Genomic DNA, 16115 nt, shown 5'->3' with positions numbered 1-16115 from the left:
AGGTTCTCCAGGCACTTGTCAGGAAACGGGTGGCGGGGCCGGCTTGTGGTGGCTTCAATGCGGTCATGTTCATCACCCTGGCCAAGAATCTGAAGTCCGCGCCGCTGCAAATCACCGACGATCCGCGCTGGGCGCGCATCGTCGCGCGACAAATCCGCCGACGGCGCATTCTGGTATTCGGTGGCGACGACGGGCGTCTATTGCCGGCCTTCCTGTCCGTCTCGGCGCGCCAATCCGAAAAATGTGCAGTTGCACGACACGCTGGACCAGGCCAGGGCGACCGGTTTTCGCCCGTGCCGGCGCTGCGATCCACATGGCCCGTCGCTCGAGGCCGGCAACGCGGCGATGGTCGCCGCTGCCTGCCGCAGGATCGAGCAGAGCGAGGAAGAACCCTCGCTCGCTGAATTGGCTGATGCCGCCGGCCGCAGCGCCGGTTATTTCCACCGCATCTTCAAGGCGGTCACCGGATTGACGCCGAAGGACTATGCCGCCGCGCACCGCGCCGCCAGGGTCCGCCAGGGCCTGGAAGACGGCACCAGCGTGACGGCTGCGATCTACGATGCCGGTTTCAATTCGAGCGGGCGTTTTTACGAGAAATCCACTGGCATGCTCGGCATGACGCCGACGCGCTATCGCGCCGGTGGCGCCGACGAAGAGATCCGCTTCGCCGTTGGCGAGACCTCGCTCGGCACCATCCTGGTCGCGTCCAGCCAGAAGGGCGTCGCCTCGATCCTGCTCGGAGACGATCCCGACGCGCTGGTGCGCGACCTGCAGGATCGTTTCCCCAGGGCACGGCTGATCGGTGGCGACCGCGACTACGAGGCGCTGGTCGCCCGCGTCGTCGGTTTCGTCGAGGCTCCAGCGCTCGGCCTCGACCTGCCGCTCGACGTCCGCGGCACGGCGTTCCAGCAGCGCGTCTGGCAGGCCTTGCGCGCCATCCCCGCCGGCCAAACGGTTTCCTATGCCGAGATGGCGCATCGCATAGGCGCACCTAAGGCGACCCGCGCCATCGCCGCCGCCTGCGCCGCCAACAATCTTGCCGTCGCCATTCCCTGCCACCGCGTCATCCGCAAGGACGGCGCACTTTCCGGCTACGCCTGGGGCGCGGAGCGCAAGCGCGCACTGCTCGACCGCGAGGCAGCGTCCGACAATGCCAACCGGTCGGTGCGGGCCTGACGAGGACCGGCAATGCGCGCGATGGCAAGGTCTCCCACCACCGATGCGAACATCCAGACCCAAGCTGCCGGCAGCCGCCGCGCCCCTGACGCGAAATCACGGGTGATGACCGCCATCGGCCAGATGGTCGATGATGGCAAAGCCGAATGGAGCCGCACCGCAACCGGCGAGGTTGAGTTGCGCCTGTCATCAGGCGAAGTGTTCATGCTGGGCGAAATTTCCGTCACCCGTGTCGCATGACATCCTCAGGCCAAGTGCCAATGATCCAAATCAGCGCTCTACGGCGCCGTAGAGCACCTGCCTTGGGGATTCGAATTTGAAAGCAAGCACCGGAGTGAGACACGGCTGGTAGGTGGCTAGGGTTCAGGCACAGACAAAAGGAGTGAAGGCAATGAACCTCGTACAAACCAATATTCCGGCGACAGTCACCAAGCTCGCCGCCCTCGATATCATAACCTACGCCATCGGCGAATCCCCGATCGGTAAAATCCTGGCGGCACGCAGCGCTATCGGCGTCTGCGCCATCCTGATCGGCTCGGACGCCGACACACTGGAGCGGGATCTTGGCCATCGCTTCCCGGGCAAGCTACTGGTCGAAGACGGGGCCACCTTGCGCGACGATCTCGCGGCAATCGCGCGCTTCGTCGAAATACCTGGCGTCGGCCTCGACCTGCCGCTCGACCTGCGCCGCGGCACGCCATTCCAGCAGCGCGTGTGGGAGGCGCTCCGAGGCATCCCGTGCGGCGCCACCATCACCTACGCCGCGCTGGCCCAGCGCCTCGGCCAGCCGGACGGCGCCCGTGCCGTGGCGACGGCCTGTGCGGCCAACGCGATTGCGCTGGGCATTCCCTGCCACCGTGTTGTCCGCGCCGACGGCACGCTGTCGGGCTACCGCTGGGGCGTCGAGCGCAAGCGCGCTCTGATCGACAAGGAGGCTACGATATGAATGCCCATGCCAGGGTTGCCGCATCGGCGGTTGAAGCTGCTCAGACGCGTGTCGCGGGTTACGACTGGCCCGCCCTTGCCGCCGAACTCGACGGCTTCGGCTGCGCGGTGATTGAAAAGCTGCTGTCGCCCGAAGAGTGCCGGCAGATCGCGGGCCTCTATCCCGAGGAGAAGCATTTCCGCAGCCACATCCATATGGCCAGGCATGGCTTCGGCAAGGGCGAGTACCGCTACTTCCGCTATCCCTTGCCCGACCTGCTGGGTGGCCTGCGCAGCGCGCTCTATCCCAGGCTGGCCGAGGTCGCCAACCGGTGGAGCGAGCGGATGGGGCAGGCCATGCGTTATCCCGCGACGCATGCCGCGTTTCTCGATCAGTGTCATGCCGCCGGCCAGACGCGGCCGACGCCGCTGCTGCTGCAATATGTGCCTGGCGACTTCAACTGCCTGCATCAGGATCTCTATGGCGACCTCGCCTTTCCGCTGCAGGTGGCGATCCTGCTCTCCGAGCCGGGCCAGGATTTCACCGGCGGTGAGTTCGCGCTGACCGAGCAGCGGCCGCGCATGCAGAGCCGCGTCGAAGTGGTGCCGCTGCGCCAGGGCGATGCCGTTGTCTTCGCCGTCCACAACCGGCCGGTACAGGAAACCAAGGGCAACTACCGCGTCAATTTGCGCCACGGCGTCAGCCGGCTCCGCTCAGGCATGCGGCATACGGTCGGGATTATTTTTCACGATGCGAAGTGAGCAGGGAGAAGATGGAGGTCCCCCTCACCCCGCCGGTGCATAGCGACTGACCACCATGCCACAGTCATAGGCCTTCGAGCCGAGCAGCCGCAGGTTTCTAAAACCGCCCTGATCAAAAATCCGGCGGCCCGCACCCAGCACCGCCGGGTTGATGAAAAGCTGAAACTCGTCGACCAGCCCGGCCGCGATCAGCGCCGAGGCGAAACCGGCGCCGCCGAACACGGCCATGTCGCCGCCCTCGCCCGCTTTCAGCGCATTGACTTCGCGCGGCAGGTCGCCGCTGGCCACGCTCGTGCGCTCCCAGACCGGCTCCCCGGCCGATTGCTTGAACTTATCACTGAGCACCACCTTGCGGGCGTCGACGATGCGTTGCGCAAAGGCGTAGAACGGATCGTGCGGAAACTTCTTGGCGGCATTGCCCCAATGGGTGAGATAGCCCTCCTGCGCCATCTTGCGGCTGAGCAGGATGGTATCGACGCCTGTGAAGACAGCGTTGAAGTCCTGCTTCAGCTCATCGTCCCAAGCGCTCTCGTCACCCCACTCCCAGAGCTGCCAGGAATGGTCCTCGGTGGCGCCGACAAAGCCGTCGACCGACATCTGCATCTGCAGGACCAGCTTTTTCACCGTCATTCTCCTCACGGCTATCGCAAAACAGTTTACATTTGGAACTGTTGACGCAAAGCCAAAACGATGTCAATAGTAAAGTGATTTAGAAATGGAACCATAGATGGCGACGCGCGAAAAATCCGACTGCCCGATCAACCTGTCGCTCGAACTCATCGGCGACCGCTGGACGCTGCTCATCATCCGCGACATGGTCTTCGCCGGGAAAAAGCACTTTCGCGAATTCCTGCAATCCGACGAAGGCATCTCCTCGCGCACGCTGGCCGAGCGACTGCAAACGCTTCAGGACGAAGGCATCCTCACCAGAAGCGACGACCCGACGCATGGCTTGAGAACGGTCTACCGGCTGACCGAAGCAGGCATCGACCTATTGCCGGTGCTGGCGACGCTCGGCGCCTGGGGCAGCAGGCACCGCAAGGCCGACGAGAGATTGGCCAGGATTGCCGATCAGTTGGCGGCAGGCGGCGAAGCAGCGCTGGAAAAGATGAAAGCGGCGCTGCGAACGGAGCATAGTGTCTAGGCGGTTGCGTTCAAGCCGAACCGGCATGGCTGTTGCCGCACCCAATCGCTCTTCGCTTGACAACCATCCATCTTTGTTCTTTATTTGTTCTATTCTATCAGCAACTGCGGATGTGCGGTCGATGGAAACGACAGCCACCATCCTGCATGCCGATCTCGACGCTTTCTACGCCTCTGTCGAGCAGTTGCTCGATCCGTCGCTGCGCGGCAAGCCGATCGCGTTGGGCGGCGGCGTCGTGCTCGCCGCTTCCTATGAGGCGCGCGCCTTCGGCGTGCGTGGCGGCATGCCGGGGCGCAAGGCGCGCGAACTCTGCCCGCATTTGATCTTCGTCGGCGGCAATTTCAGCCATTACCAGCGGCTGGGCGATGCGGCGATCAAGGTGCTCGACGATTTTACGCCTGTAGTCGAGCGCATTTCCATCGACGAGGCGTTTGCCGACGTCGCCGGCTGCACGCATCTGTTCGGCTCGCCGCAGGAGATCGCGACAACCATCCGCCGCCGTGTGCGGGCCGAACTCGGCCTGCCGATCTCGATCGGCGTGGCGCGCACCAAGCATCTGGCCAAGATCGCCTCGCAGGTCGCCAAACCCGACGGGCTGGTGGTCGTCGAACCCGGCACCGAACTCGCCTTCCTGCATGATCTGCCGGTCGGACTGATGTGGGGCGTCGGCCCGGCGACCAGGGCGCGGCTGGCCGAGATCGGCGTCGAGACCATCGGTCAACTGGCCAGGACGCATCGCGGCGCGCTGACGCGCCTGCTCGGTCCCGCCGCCGGCGAAAAGCTCGCCGCCCTGTCCTGGAACCGCGATCCGCGAAAGCTGGAGACGAAGCGCCGCGCGCATTCGGCCGGCGCCCAATCGGCGCTTGGCCAGAAGCCGGCTATGGCACGGGTCATCGTGCCGACACTGCTGCATCTGGCCGACCGCGTCGCCAGTCGGCTGCGCGCCAAGGCAAGGCCCGGCCGCACGGTGACGGTACGCGTGCGCTTTGCCGATCTCAGAGCCGTCACCCGCTCGATCACGCTTGACCAGCCGATCTCGGCGACCGCGATGCTGGCCGAGATCGCCGGCGATCTGGTGCGCGGCGTGCTTGCCGACAATCCACAGGAGAAAATGATCTCGCTGCTGGCGATCTCGGTCTCGCATCTTGAGGAAAGCTTCGAGTTGCAGCTCGACCTGCCGCTTGGCCTCGCCGACGAGAGGCGCCGGCCCGGCACGAAGAAGGGCCTAGCACGCTTCGACGCCGATCGCGCCATCGACAAGATCCGCGAGCGCTTCGGCAAACAGGCGGTCGGCTACGGCACCGTGGCACTGGAGGCGGCGCGCTCGGTTCCCGACGAATTCAGGGAGTTGGCGGAGAAGGAGCTGTGAAGCCGGGGGCTACTCCATCTCTTCGCCGTCCCAGTACCGCCTCACCGCTCCCATGTCGAAAATGCCGTCGCGCCGGCGCAAGGCGTCGACCGCCATCTTGTTGGAATCTGGATAGACGCAGACCTCGTTGGGATTTTTCTCGCCGATCATCAGGTAGCGGCACGGCCCCGTGCCGCTGTTGAGGAAGGAATGCCCGACCGCCAGGCCGGCCGGAAAGCAGACATAGTCGCCGGCTTTCATTTCGTGGCGCTCCTCGCCAAGCAGCAGCGTCACCTCCCCTTCCAGGATCAGCGCATGCTCCTCTTCCAGCATGTGATAGTGCCGGGGCGCCAGGCGCATGCCGGGCGCCGGCGCTTCGATCAGCATGCCGACATGATAGTCGGAGCGTCCCAGCGCGGCATAAGTCAGGTGCCTGGACCGGCCGCCGAACCGCGGACCTTCGCCCTCGACCTTCCATTCGACAGCATCGCTGGCGATCGGCGGGATCGGCGCGGCTGGGGGTTTGGTGACACCGGCCGTCACATCCGACGGCAGCGGATCGCCGGCGGCAAGGCCGGTGTTCTCGCCGTCCCAGTAGCTTCGGTTTGCAGCGAGATCGAAGATCGCGCGGCGGCCCAGGGCGCGTACCAGCACCTTGTTGGAGGCGGTGTAGACGACCACTTCATTCGGGTTGCGCTCGCCGACGATGACATAGCGGCACAGTGCGTCGCTGGTATTGATCAGACAATGCCCCGCCGCGGCACCGGCGGGAAAGCAGATGTAGTCGCCGGCCTTCATTGCATAGGCCGCGTCGCCGACATACGCGGTAAGCGCCCCTTCGAGGATGAAGACATGCTCTTCCTCGAAAATATGGTAATGCGCCGGCGAGGACTGCTTGCCAGCCGGAAGCTCCTCGATTGCCACGCCGACACGGTGTTTTTCGCCAAGGGCGGCCAGCGACAAATGCCGGTAGCGCAGGCCGAACCGTGGCACGTCGGACCATTCCGTCCACGGCACCTCATCCGATGCGAATGGTAGCGGCGGTTTAGCTTCGTCCACCATTAGGGCCTCCTGATCCTGTCGCCCTGCCCTCGTCGCGTGCTGCTGGAGGGTCCACGACGGAACAAAGCTGCCAGCTTCCGGCTAAACCGCCAAGCGGTGTTCGCTACGCTCCTGACATGGCTCGACAGGAGCCGCGCGCTTCAGCCTCGGATGGCCTTGCCCGCCTGCTGCAGCAATTCGAACGCCGCGAAGCGTTTGGCATGCCAGCCGGCCAACGTAGGGTCAGGATGATAGACCTCGCCGAGTTCCGACATGCCGGCCATCGCCGCCGCCACATCCTTGTAGGCACCGGCGGCGACCGCGCCCAGCATCGCCGAGCCGAGCAGCACCGGTTCCGGCGAGGTCGAGGCCACCACCACCATGCCTGTGGTGTCGGCCAGCAGTTGGCGCACCAGCGGGCTTTGGCCGGCGCCGCCACTGACCACGATGGTGTCGACGGCAATGCCTTTCTGATGTTCGGCCTGCACGATCTGGCGCGCGCCGTAGCCCAGCCCGCAGACCCCGGCGACATAGAGCCCGACCAGGCTGTCGAGGCTGGTGTCGAGATCGAGCCCGGCGATCAGCGCGCGCGCGTCCGGGTCGGCGAAGGGCGCGCGGTTGCCGAGGAACTCCGGCACGACATGGATGCCGCCGACCAGGGCCGGCGTGGCCGCGGCTCCATTGCGGCTTTGCGCCTGCAGCGACAGCCAGGCGCTGAGACTGAGCCCCTCGGCTTGCGCTTTGGCGGTCGCTTCGCCGGCTGCAGGATGCATGCGCACCAGATGATCAATCGCAGCACCAGCTGCCGACTGGCCGCCCTCGTTCAGCCACAGGCCCGGCACCATGGCCGAGAAATACGGACCCCAGACACCGTCGACGAAGGCCGGCTCGGCGGTCGACGACATTGTGCAGGCCGAGGTGCCGAAGACATAGGCCATGCGCGACAGCACGCTGCCGAAATCGCCGCGCGCGCCGACCGTGCCGACGCCCCCGGCATGCGCGTCGATCAGCCCAGCCGCCACCGCGGTGCCGGGGTTGAGACCAAGGTCTGCTGCTGCCTGCGCGGTCAATCCGCCGCCGAGTGCGGCACCGGCCGGCACGATCTCGGTGCCGATGCGCGTGAATGCCTCGTCGGCCAGAGCGCCGAGGCCGATCTTGCGGAAATACGTCTCGTCCCAGCGGCTCTCATGCGCCAGATAGGTCCATTTGCAGGTCACCGTGCAGACCGAACGGGCAAGGCTGCCGGTCGCCCGCCAGGTGAGGAAATCGGCGAGGTCCATGAACTGCCAGGCGGCGTCGAAAGTGGCGGGCAGGTTTTCGGCCAGCCACAAGAGTTTCGGCGTTTCCATCTCCGGCGAGATGACGCCGCCGACGTAGTTCAGCACCGCCTCGCCACTGCGATTGATGCCGCGCGTCTGCTCGACCGCGCGATGATCCATCCAGACGATGATGTTGCGTTCCGGATTGGCGGACTTGCTTACCGGCAGCGGCACGCCGCCCTCGCCCAGCACCACCAGCGAACAGGTGGCGTCGAAGCCGATGCCGGCGATCGCCTCGGGCGCCACGCCCGATTGCGCGACCGCTTCACGCGTGGCCGCGCAAACCGCCCGCCAGATGTCGTTGCTCGACTGCTCGACAATGTCGCCGGCCTCGCGCCAGACCTCGATGTCCCGTTTGGCCGAGGCAAGCAGGTTTCCCATGTGGTCGAACACCCCGGCCCGCGCGCTGCCGGTGCCGACGTCGATGCCGAGGAAGTGGGACATTGGGGGAAACCTTCGGTTTAAGGCAGTACGGGAATAGGAGATGGTGGCTTGGCTCGGGCCCGGGCATTGAACGGCAGAGCAATCATACTGCCCTACTGCCCTACTGCCCTACTGCCCTACTCCCCTACTCCCCTACTCCCCCTAGAGATCATTGCTCTGCGGCAAAATCACCAAATCCCTTATCGTCACATTGCGCGGCCGGGTCAGCATGAACATCACCGCTTCGGCCACTTCGCGTGGCTGCATCAGGCCGCCGGCGGCGAGTTCCTCTTCGAGCTTAGCCTTTGGCCAGTCGTCGACCAGTGCCGTCACCACCGGGCCGGGCGCCACGGCGCCGACGCGCAGGCCGTGCTTGGCGACTTGCCGGCGCACCGTGTGGACGAAGGCCTGCACGGCGTGCTTGGAGGCCGTGTAGATCGGTTCCCAGACCACCGGGACCAGACCGGCGATCGAACTGGTGACGATGACGTCGCCGGTCTTGCGTTCGATCATGTGCGGCAGCACCGCCTGGATCGAACGGAAGCAGGCATTGATGTTGAGGTTGAGCATGCGATCCCAGACGTCGGGATCGCCGGTCGCCACCTCGCCGCCGACATAGGCGCCGGCATTGGCATGGAAGATGTCGAGCTGGCCGGCCTTCTCCAGGATTTGCGGCATCATGGTGGCGACGCTTGCCGGCTGCATCAGGTCGATCACCAGCGGGATCGCTTTGGGGCCGAGTTCGGCGCACAGTTTGTTCAGCGTCGCCTCGGCGCGGTCGACCAGCACCACGGTGGCGCCGGCCGCCAGCATATGCCTGGCGCATTCGAGGCCGATGCCTGACGCGGCACCGGTGACGGCGGCAACTTTTCCGGACAGTTCTTGGCTCATGTCTTGCTTCCTGTTGATGGGTTCAGGCCCGGCCATGCGAGACACGCGAGCGGCGTGCCAGCGAGTCGACGATGACCGCGATGGCAAGCACGGCGCCGGTGATCATGTACCGAAGCGACGAGGACAGATCGAGCAGCGTGAGGCCGCTGGCGATCGACTGGATGACGATGATGCCGAGCAGTGCCGAATAGGCGCTGCCCCTGCCGCCGAACAGGCTGGTGCCGCCTATGACGGCCGCTGCGATGGCGTTGAGGTTGACGTCGCCCGTGCCGGCCTGCTGGCTGGCCGAGGCCAGGCGGGCCGCCGACAGCACGCCGCCGAAAGCCGCCAGCATCGAGCACAGCACGAAGGCGCTGGAATAGATCAGCCGCACATTGATGCCGGCGCGCCGCGCCGCCTCGCGGTTGCCGCCGACCGCCGACATAGAGCGGCCCCATTTGGTCCGCGTCAGCGCGTAGTGCATCGATATGACCAGGCCGACGAACAGGCCGAACATCCACGGAATGCCGCGCGCCTGATTGAGATAGAAGACGATGAGCTCGAGAATGACCGTAATCACCACCGCGCGCGTGACGAGCCCGCCGGTCGACGGCGCCGACAGGTTCGCGGCGCGGCGGCGCGCGACGGTGCGCAGGCCGGTGATCAGCATGACGATGCCCGGCACGGCCGCCAGAGCGAACGAGACGAGTTTGGGCATCATCAGCAACTGGCCGAAATTCACCAGGTTCGAGCCGTAGGGCAGGTTGATCGAGCCGGTCGAGCCGAGGATGTAGAGCTGCAGGCCAAGCACCGCCAGCAAGCCGGCCAGCGTCGAGACGAAGCTCGGCATGCCGAGCCGGTTGAACAGCAGCGCATAGAGGGCGCCGATGAAGCCGCCGACGGCAACAGCGGCCAGAATCGCGAGCGCCACCGGCCAGCCCTGGTTGACCCACAGCGTGCCGACCATGGCCGAGGCAAAGCCGCTGATCGAACCGACCGACAGGTCGATCTCGCCGACCATCAAAACGCAGACGATGCCGAGCGCGATGACGCCGACGGTTGAGCAATCGAACAGCAGATTGACCAGATTGCTGCTCGACAGGAAGATCGGGTTGATGCTGGCGAACACCGTCCAGATGATGACCAGCCCGACAATCACTGGCAGCGAGCCGAGATCGCCCGAGCGGACCCGGTCGAAGAACCGGCGGATGGCGCCGCCGATCCCCGCCTCGTGCTTGACGCGCACATCGGCGCGGTCGAGCTGCGGCGGGACAGGGGCGGCCTGTTCGGCTTCGCGGCTCATGGGCGTGGCTCCTGGGTCTGGTCTTGCCTGGCCTGCCTGCGCTCGGCGCGCCGCGACACCGAATTGTTCGAGGCGCCGGTGATGGCGCTGACCAGTTCCTGGTTCGAGGCATCGGGCGAGAAGATGCCGTTGTTGCGGCCAAGCCGCAGCACGACGATGCGGTCGGCGACGGCGCGCACGTCTTCCATGTTGTGGCTGATGATGACGACGCCGAGGCCGCGGTCGCGCACCCGCTCGATCAAATTGAGCACTTCCGCCGTCTGCGCCACGCCAAGCGCTGCCGTCGGCTCGTCGAGCAGGATGAGCTTGGGTTCGAGCAGCAGCGAGCGCGCGATCGCCACCGTCTGGCGCTGGCCGCCCGACAGTGAAGCGACCACTTCGCGGACACTCGGGATGCGCGCCGAAAGCTCGTTGAGCAGCGTCCAGGCGCGCACTTCCATCGCCACCTCGTCCAGCCGCAGCGGGCTGAGTTCGCGGCCAAGGAAGATGTTGGCGACGATGTCGAGGTTCTCGCACAGCGCCAGGTCCTGGAACACGGTGGCGATGCCGAGCGTCAGCGCGGCACTCGGATCGGCAAGTGTCACCTGCTTGCCGCGAAAACTGATCGTGCCTGAGCTCGGCTGATGCACGCCGGCCAGGATCTTGACCAGGGTCGACTTGCCGGCGCCATTGTCGCCGACCAGCGCCACCACTTCGCCTGCATGGACATCGAGATCGATGTCGGTGAGCGCCGAAACGGCGCCGAAATTCTTCGAAACGCCGCGCAGGCTGAGCACCAGCTCGCCTGCCGGAACCGGTTCGTCCGAGGTATCGGTCATGCCAGGAAGCCTTTCAAAACCGGTTCAAAAATTTCGCATGAGCGCTGCCTGGCCACCACGCGGGTGGCCAGGCAGCGGAGCGGGCAAGGGTCGCGGTCAGTTCCCGATGCCCAGCTTCTTGCAGCCTTCCGCGTAACGATCGACGCAGAGCTCGGCCGCGGTGTTGATCTTCTTGTCGATGATCTCGGCCTTCAGGTTTTCCTGCGTCACAACAGCCGGCGTGAACAGCTGCGAGGGCGTATCGTACAGCGTCATCTCGGCCTTAGGCGTCTCGCCAGAAAGTAGCTTGATGGCGATGTTGGCGGCGGCCGCCGCCACGATCTCGCTCGGCTTGGAGATGGTGTTGTACTGGTCGCCGGCGATGATCAGCTGCAAGGCTGCGATGGTCGCGTCATTGCCGGTCACCGGCGGCACCGGATCGACGCCGGCCGCCTTGAAGGCCGCGATGGCGCCGCCACCGGTGCCGTCATTGGCGGCAACCACGCCGAGGATTTTCGGGCCGAAGCGGGTGATCTGGCCGCCGGCCCATTGCTGCGCCTTCGGCGGCGCCCATTCCGGCGTGTCGTATTCGGCCAGGATCTTGTAGCCGCTGTTGTCGAGGCCGGCATGGATGCCCTTCTTGATCAGGCCGGCCGCCGCGTCGGTCGGCGAACCGTTGATCTGTAAAACGCCGCCGGTGGCCGGATCGACCTTCAGCGCCTTCAGGTGCTCGACCAGCGAATCGGCGATGGCCTTGCCGATGCCTTCATTGTTGAACGAGACATAGAAGTCGGCCGGCGCTGTCGGGATTGGCCGGTCATAGGCTATGACCTTGATGCCCTGGCTCTGCGCCAGCTTGACCAGCGAGGCGGCGGCGGTCGAGTCGACGGGGTCGAGCACAATCGCCTTGGCGCCCTGCGAGATCACCGAGTTGAACTGCTGCTGCTGGCGCGAGGCGTCGGCATCGGCGTTCTGGTAGAGCACCTTGCAGCCCGGGCATAGCTTCTTCATCTCGGCGGCGAAGCCGGGATAATCATGCTGTTCGTAACGGGTCGAGGCCTGGTCAGGCATCAGGAAGGCGACGGTGGCGTCGGTGACTTCGGCTGCCTTGGCGATAGCGGCGGTGCCTGCCAGCAGCGACAGCGCAAGCGCTGCCATGCCGGCGGACTTGCCAGTGGACTTCAATGAAATTGAAAGTTTGGTCATTCGGTCTTCTCCGTTTCTGGATATGTTGTAAGAAGGTCGTTGACTGCTTTGGTGGTCTGAAGACACCCATCCACCCTCGCCCCAACTGCAGGGGAACCAGGGTCCGGCGCTGGACTTTCGAGCCGCGCCGACGTCCTCCGCCGACGAAGGAATTCGAGACAAGCGTTCTCCATCGCGAACCGCTCAACGCGGCTCACGTCCGTCATGCAAAAGAAAAATCCTCCCTTGGTTCCTCCCTGGCTCCTCCGTTAAGCGGCTTTTCCCGCGTTGATGTTGTCGGCCAGCAGGCGCCTGAAGCGCGAGGGCGGCATGCCCTTCTCCGCCAGGAACTGCCGGTTGAAATTGGACAGGTTGTTGAAGCCGACCTCGTAGCAGATGTCGGGTAATCGACGCCTGCTCATCGCTCATCAGGATCTGGCAGGCGAGATTGATGCGCAGCCGCTTGACATACTGCACCAGCGACATGCCGGTGTGGCGGCGAAACGAGCGCGAGAAGGCCCCGGTCGACTGGCCGGCGATGGCGGCGAGATCCGCCTCGTCGAACAGCTGCGTCAGGTTCTCCCTGATATAGGCGAGCGCCTTGTTCATGCCGGCGGTCATGTAGCCCGACGGATCGGGCCGATAGCTGGCGCTGGCCAGCAGCTGGAATTCCTGGGCGCGGCTGAGCAGGCCGGCGATCATCATGAACAGCTCGATGCGGCGCACGCCCTGCGCCTGCATCATCTCTTCCATCAATGGCGCCAGCGCCTTGCTGGTGCGGTTGGAAAACAGCACGCCGCGCCGCGACGCCTCGAGCAGAGCCGCAAGCCCCGCCAGCTCCGGCAGCACATGCATGGCATCGCCGATGAAACTTTCGGAAAACTGAATAATGCGGCCGCGCAGCGGGATCGAGCTGTCCTTGGGGATGTCGCTGACCCAATTGTGGGGCAGGTTCGGACCCGTCAGCACCAGATTGCCCGGCTCGAACTCGCCGATGAAGTCGCCGACGAAATAGCGGCCGTTGGTGAAGATCACCTGATGCAGTTCATATTCGGGATGGAAGTGCCAGCGCACCGTGTGGAAGGGGTAGCCGTGCGACCACGCCTTGAAGGACTCACCGCGTCGTATCTGGACAACTTCCAGGTCCGGTTCCATGTCCGTTTCCTCCCGGGCCGGCACGGATATTTGCCGCGTTCGGCCCAATTCCCTAAACCGGCCGAATTGGTTTCGGCTCTGCATTTCAAGAGCCACGGTACCGGCTCGTGACAACAGGCGCCACCACGATTCAAGACAACGGATGATACTTTTTTAACCGGAAGGGCGCCGCTCAGAGGCGCTATTCGGGCAGAACAGGTCAGTCTTGCTGACGCGTTCGCTCGACTGACCAACGAGAACACTACCGCCCGAAACGGAATTCCAACGTGTCCGGTGGGCGCCTGGCCTATCGCAAGAACAGCGTGTTCAGGCGCTGTTGCAGCGCCGTCATCGTAGTTCAGCTGGTGCGCAGCGCACCACCCGCCACCGTCGCGAGCGGCGTAACCATGTCAGGCACCAGTATGTCGTGGCGGCGCGCGAAGCTGACCAGCGTGGCCCGCACCGTCTCCGGATCGATTTCGCCGACGATGCCCGCCTTGCAAGCGTTGAGTGCGATGGCATGGGCGCCGTTGCGGCCGGCGCTCGGCCAGTCCTGCAGCAGTGCATAGGCTTCCATCACGCTGTCGATCTTCCTCGGAAAGCCCATTCCGACCAGAAGTGTGACCGGTTCTTCGAATTGCCCGCGATTCATGGCTTGTGCCTCCTCTCGATTGTTCAGGGCCTGCAGCGGGCCGAACACCGGGAAGCACGGCCCGCCGCGGATAGGTGAAGGGACTGGCCGATTTCCGTTCAGCCGCTGCCGGCGGATACCTCGGATGTTGCCGACACTTGCTGCGCCGCGAGGAACATCAGCGCCGACGCCGCGGTTCGCCGGTTCCAGCCGGCGGCTTCAGCCATGTCGAGCAGCCCTGCCAGCGGCTTCAGCACGTTCCTGCATTCTGTTTCATAGGCCAGGAATTCCTTCGCTTGATGCGTAGGAGCCGGTACGGATCCGAGGCCAGCCATTGCATCCATCTTTGCCTCCACTCTCTCTTCGACTGACGCCCGCTCCCCGCCAGGGGAGCGGGCGGATTGGGCCGCGACTTCAGAAGTCCATGCCGGCGCCGGCGGGCATTGCCGGGGCGGCGGCTTCCTTCTTCGGCTTCTCGGCCACCATGGCCTCCGTGGTCACCAGCAGGCCGGCGACCGATGCCGCGTCCTGGAGGGCGGTGCGCACCACCTTGGCCGGGTCGATAACGCCCTGGCCGAAGAGATCGCCGAATTCATTGGTCTGGGCGTTCCAGCCCCAACCGAATTCGCTTTTCTCGCGCAGCTTGCCGACAATGATCGAGCCTTCGGCGCCGGCATTCTCGGCGATCTGCCGGACCGGCGTTTCGATGGCACGGCGCACGATGTCGACACCTGTCCTCTGGTCCGCATTGTCGGTCTGCACGGTATCGAGCGCCTTGGCCGCCCGCAGCAAGGCGACGCCGCCGCCGGGCAGCACGCCCTCCTCGACGGCCGCGCGGGTTGCATGCAGTGCGTCGTCGACACGGTCCTTGCGCTCCTTGACCTCGACCTCGGTCGAGCCGCCGACCCGGATCACCGCAACGCCGCCTGCGAGCTTGGCCAGCCGCTCCTGCAGCTTCTCGCGGTCATAGTCGGAGGTGGTCTCCTCGATCTGCGCCTTGATCTGTGCGACACGGCCCTGGATCTCTTCCTTGCGGCCGACACCATCGACGATGGTGGTGTTTTCCTTCTCGATCACCACCTTCTTGGCGCGGCCCAGCATCTGCAGCGTTACATTTTCCAGTTTGATGCCGAGATCTTCCGAGATCGCGGTGCCGCCGGTGAGAATGGCGATGTCCTCCAGCATGGCCTTGCGGCGGTCGCCGAAGCCCGGCGCCTTGACGGCCGCGACCTTGAGGCCGCCGCGCAGCTTGTTGACGACCAGCGTGGCAAGCGCCTCGCCCTCCACATCCTCGGCGATGATCAGGAGCGGCTTGCCAGACTGCACCACGGCTTCGAGCACGGGCAGCATCGCTTGCAGATTGGAGAGCTTCTTCTCGTGGATCAGCACATAGGGCTCGTCGAGTTCCACGCGCATCTTGTCCTGGTTGGTGATGAAATAGGGCGAGAGGTAGCCGCGATCGAACTGCATGCCTTCCACGACTTCGAGTTCGGTCTCGGCGGTCTTGGCCTCCTCCACCGTGATGACGCCTTCATTGCCGACCTTCTCCATCGCCTCAGCGAGGAAGCGGCCGATTTCGGCATCGCCATTGGCGGAGATGGTCCCGACCTGCGCGATCTCGTCGTTTCGGGTGACCTTGCGGGCATTGGTCTTCAGTTCGGCGACCACCGCATCGACCGCCTTGTCGATGCCGCGCTTCAGATCCATCGGGTTCATACCCGAGGCAACCGCCTTGGCCCCTTCCCTGACGATCGCCTGTGCAAGCACCGTTGCGGTCGTCGTGCCGTCGCCGGCAAGGTCGTTGGTCTTGGAGGCCACCTCACGCACCATCTGGGCGCCCATGTTCTCGAACTTGTCCTCCAGTTCGATCTCCTTGGCGACGGTGACGCCGTCCTTGGTGATGCGCGGCGCGCCGAACGACTTGTCGATGACCACATTGCGCCCCTTGGGACCGAGCGTCACCTTCACCGCATTGGCAAGGATGTCGACGCCGCGCAGCATCTTCTCGCGCGCTTCGGTATGGAATTTCACTTCTTTGGCAGCCATTGGATCACTCCT

Annotated in this window: 15 protein-coding genes and 2 pseudogenes; 6 read left to right on the top strand and 11 right to left on the bottom strand. The window is 64.9% G+C overall.

Translation table 11 applies throughout. From position 1 onward, the window contains the following. The first annotated feature begins 65 nt into the window (after window positions 1-65). The 4 genes and pseudogenes from ada to AC0NIL_RS15050 all read left to right on the top strand — a co-directional run bounded on the left by ada (window position 66) and on the right by AC0NIL_RS15050 (window position 2862). A pseudogene (gene ada / locus AC0NIL_RS15065) lies at window positions 66-1176 on the top strand (bifunctional DNA-binding transcriptional regulator/O6-methylguanine-DNA methyltransferase Ada). 12 nt (window positions 1177-1188) lie between these two features. Beyond that, window positions 1189-1416 (top strand): hypothetical protein, encoded by a 228-nt coding sequence (locus AC0NIL_RS15060; protein WP_024501644.1) that lies wholly within the window; start codon window positions 1189-1191, stop codon window positions 1414-1416. Between the two features lie 151 nt (window positions 1417-1567). Further along, window positions 1568-2122: a methylated-DNA--[protein]-cysteine S-methyltransferase gene (locus AC0NIL_RS15055; protein ID WP_027160765.1), complete on the top strand. Its 555-nt coding sequence runs from the start codon at window positions 1568-1570 to the stop codon at window positions 2120-2122. Then, a complete protein-coding gene (locus tag AC0NIL_RS15050) occupies window positions 2119-2862 on the top strand; it encodes a 2OG-Fe(II) oxygenase (RefSeq protein WP_473572137.1) in 744 nt (247 codons plus the stop codon). Before AC0NIL_RS15055 ends, AC0NIL_RS15050 begins: the two co-directional genes overlap by 4 nt. A 24-nt stretch (window positions 2863-2886) precedes the next feature. Here AC0NIL_RS15050 and AC0NIL_RS15045 read toward each other — a convergent pair whose 3' ends face one another. Continuing rightward, on the bottom strand, window positions 2887-3486 hold the full coding sequence (locus AC0NIL_RS15045) for a dihydrofolate reductase family protein (RefSeq protein WP_027160767.1): 600 nt from the start codon (window positions 3484-3486) through the stop codon (window positions 2887-2889). Between the two features lie 103 nt (window positions 3487-3589). Between AC0NIL_RS15045 and AC0NIL_RS15040 the strand changes: the two genes are divergently transcribed. Together AC0NIL_RS15040 and dinB are read left to right on the top strand one after the other, a co-directional pair. Beyond that, window positions 3590-4006 (top strand): winged helix-turn-helix transcriptional regulator, encoded by a 417-nt coding sequence (locus tag AC0NIL_RS15040; RefSeq protein WP_473572139.1) that lies wholly within the window; start codon window positions 3590-3592, stop codon window positions 4004-4006. 121 nt (window positions 4007-4127) lie between these two features. After that, entirely contained in the window at window positions 4128-5375 is a 1248-nt protein-coding gene (gene dinB / locus AC0NIL_RS15035; RefSeq protein ID WP_473572140.1) for a DNA polymerase IV, read from the top strand. 9 nt (window positions 5376-5384) lie between these two features. On the opposite strand, the gene AC0NIL_RS15030 is transcribed toward dinB, so the two are convergent. The 10 genes and pseudogenes from AC0NIL_RS15030 to groL all read right to left on the bottom strand — a co-directional run bounded on the left by AC0NIL_RS15030 (window position 5385) and on the right by groL (window position 16103). Continuing rightward, a complete protein-coding gene (locus tag AC0NIL_RS15030; protein ID WP_473572142.1) occupies window positions 5385-6416 on the bottom strand; it encodes a cupin domain-containing protein in 1032 nt (343 codons plus the stop codon). Window positions 6417-6556: 140 nt separating this feature from the next. After that, a complete protein-coding gene (locus AC0NIL_RS15025; RefSeq protein WP_473572143.1) occupies window positions 6557-8158 on the bottom strand; it encodes an FGGY-family carbohydrate kinase in 1602 nt (533 codons plus the stop codon). 141 nt (window positions 8159-8299) lie between these two features. Further along, window positions 8300-9028 (bottom strand): SDR family oxidoreductase, encoded by a 729-nt coding sequence (locus AC0NIL_RS15020; protein WP_473540362.1) that lies wholly within the window; start codon window positions 9026-9028, stop codon window positions 8300-8302. Between the two features lie 22 nt (window positions 9029-9050). Continuing rightward, window positions 9051-10310, bottom strand: a complete 1260-nt coding sequence (locus tag AC0NIL_RS15015) for a sugar ABC transporter permease (RefSeq protein ID WP_024501652.1) — start codon at window positions 10308-10310, stop codon at window positions 9051-9053. After that, on the bottom strand, window positions 10307-11128 hold the full coding sequence (locus AC0NIL_RS15010; protein WP_024501653.1) for an ATP-binding cassette domain-containing protein: 822 nt from the start codon (window positions 11126-11128) through the stop codon (window positions 10307-10309). Before AC0NIL_RS15010 ends, AC0NIL_RS15015 begins: the two co-directional genes overlap by 4 nt. A 96-nt stretch (window positions 11129-11224) precedes the next feature. Continuing rightward, window positions 11225-12313, bottom strand: coding sequence for an ABC transporter substrate-binding protein (locus tag AC0NIL_RS15005; RefSeq protein ID WP_013530723.1), 1089 nt, complete (start codon window positions 12311-12313; stop codon window positions 11225-11227). Between the two features lie 248 nt (window positions 12314-12561). Continuing rightward, window positions 12562-13447 (bottom strand): annotated as a pseudogene (locus tag AC0NIL_RS15000) (helix-turn-helix domain-containing protein). 337 nt (window positions 13448-13784) lie between these two features. Further along, on the bottom strand, window positions 13785-14078 hold the full coding sequence (locus AC0NIL_RS14995) for a DUF982 domain-containing protein (protein WP_013530721.1): 294 nt from the start codon (window positions 14076-14078) through the stop codon (window positions 13785-13787). Window positions 14079-14176: 98 nt separating this feature from the next. Then, window positions 14177-14401, bottom strand: coding sequence for a hypothetical protein (locus tag AC0NIL_RS14990; RefSeq protein ID WP_473572144.1), 225 nt, complete (start codon window positions 14399-14401; stop codon window positions 14177-14179). A 70-nt stretch (window positions 14402-14471) separates the two neighbouring features. Further along, window positions 14472-16103 (bottom strand): chaperonin GroEL, encoded by a 1632-nt coding sequence (gene groL, locus AC0NIL_RS14985; RefSeq protein WP_024501656.1) that lies wholly within the window; start codon window positions 16101-16103, stop codon window positions 14472-14474. Between the last annotated feature and the right edge of the window lie 12 nt (window positions 16104-16115).

Source organism: Mesorhizobium sp. WSM1343, assembly GCF_055901535.1.
Note: the sequence above shows the minus strand (reverse complement) of the source record. Positions and strands in the feature narration are given on the sequence as shown.

Excerpts from the sequence above, each read along its gene's own strand:
- AC0NIL_RS15060 (WP_024501644.1), top strand. The coding sequence starts at position 1,189 with ATGCGCGCGATGGCAAGGTCTCCCACCACCGATGCGAACATCCAGACC.
- AC0NIL_RS15055 (WP_027160765.1), top strand. The coding sequence starts at position 1,568 with ATGAACCTCGTACAAACCAATATTCCGGCGACAGTCACCAAGCTCGCC.
- AC0NIL_RS15050 (WP_473572137.1), top strand. The coding sequence starts at position 2,119 with ATGAATGCCCATGCCAGGGTTGCCGCATCGGCGGTTGAAGCTGCTCAG.
- AC0NIL_RS15040 (WP_473572139.1), top strand. The coding sequence starts at position 3,590 with ATGGCGACGCGCGAAAAATCCGACTGCCCGATCAACCTGTCGCTCGAA.
- dinB (WP_473572140.1), top strand. The coding sequence starts at position 4,128 with ATGGAAACGACAGCCACCATCCTGCATGCCGATCTCGACGCTTTCTAC.
- AC0NIL_RS15030 (WP_473572142.1), bottom strand. The coding sequence starts at position 6,416 with ATGGTGGACGAAGCTAAACCGCCGCTACCATTCGCATCGGATGAGGTG.
- AC0NIL_RS15025 (WP_473572143.1), bottom strand. The coding sequence starts at position 8,158 with ATGTCCCACTTCCTCGGCATCGACGTCGGCACCGGCAGCGCGCGGGCC.
- AC0NIL_RS15020 (WP_473540362.1), bottom strand. The coding sequence starts at position 9,028 with ATGAGCCAAGAACTGTCCGGAAAAGTTGCCGCCGTCACCGGTGCCGCG.
- AC0NIL_RS15015 (WP_024501652.1), bottom strand. The coding sequence starts at position 10,310 with ATGAGCCGCGAAGCCGAACAGGCCGCCCCTGTCCCGCCGCAGCTCGAC.
- AC0NIL_RS15010 (WP_024501653.1), bottom strand. The coding sequence starts at position 11,128 with ATGACCGATACCTCGGACGAACCGGTTCCGGCAGGCGAGCTGGTGCTC.
- AC0NIL_RS15005 (WP_013530723.1), bottom strand. The coding sequence starts at position 12,313 with ATGACCAAACTTTCAATTTCATTGAAGTCCACTGGCAAGTCCGCCGGC.
- AC0NIL_RS14995 (WP_013530721.1), bottom strand. The coding sequence starts at position 14,078 with ATGAATCGCGGGCAATTCGAAGAACCGGTCACACTTCTGGTCGGAATG.
- AC0NIL_RS14990 (WP_473572144.1), bottom strand. The coding sequence starts at position 14,401 with ATGGATGCAATGGCTGGCCTCGGATCCGTACCGGCTCCTACGCATCAA.
- groL (WP_024501656.1), bottom strand. The coding sequence starts at position 16,103 with ATGGCTGCCAAAGAAGTGAAATTCCATACCGAAGCGCGCGAGAAGATG.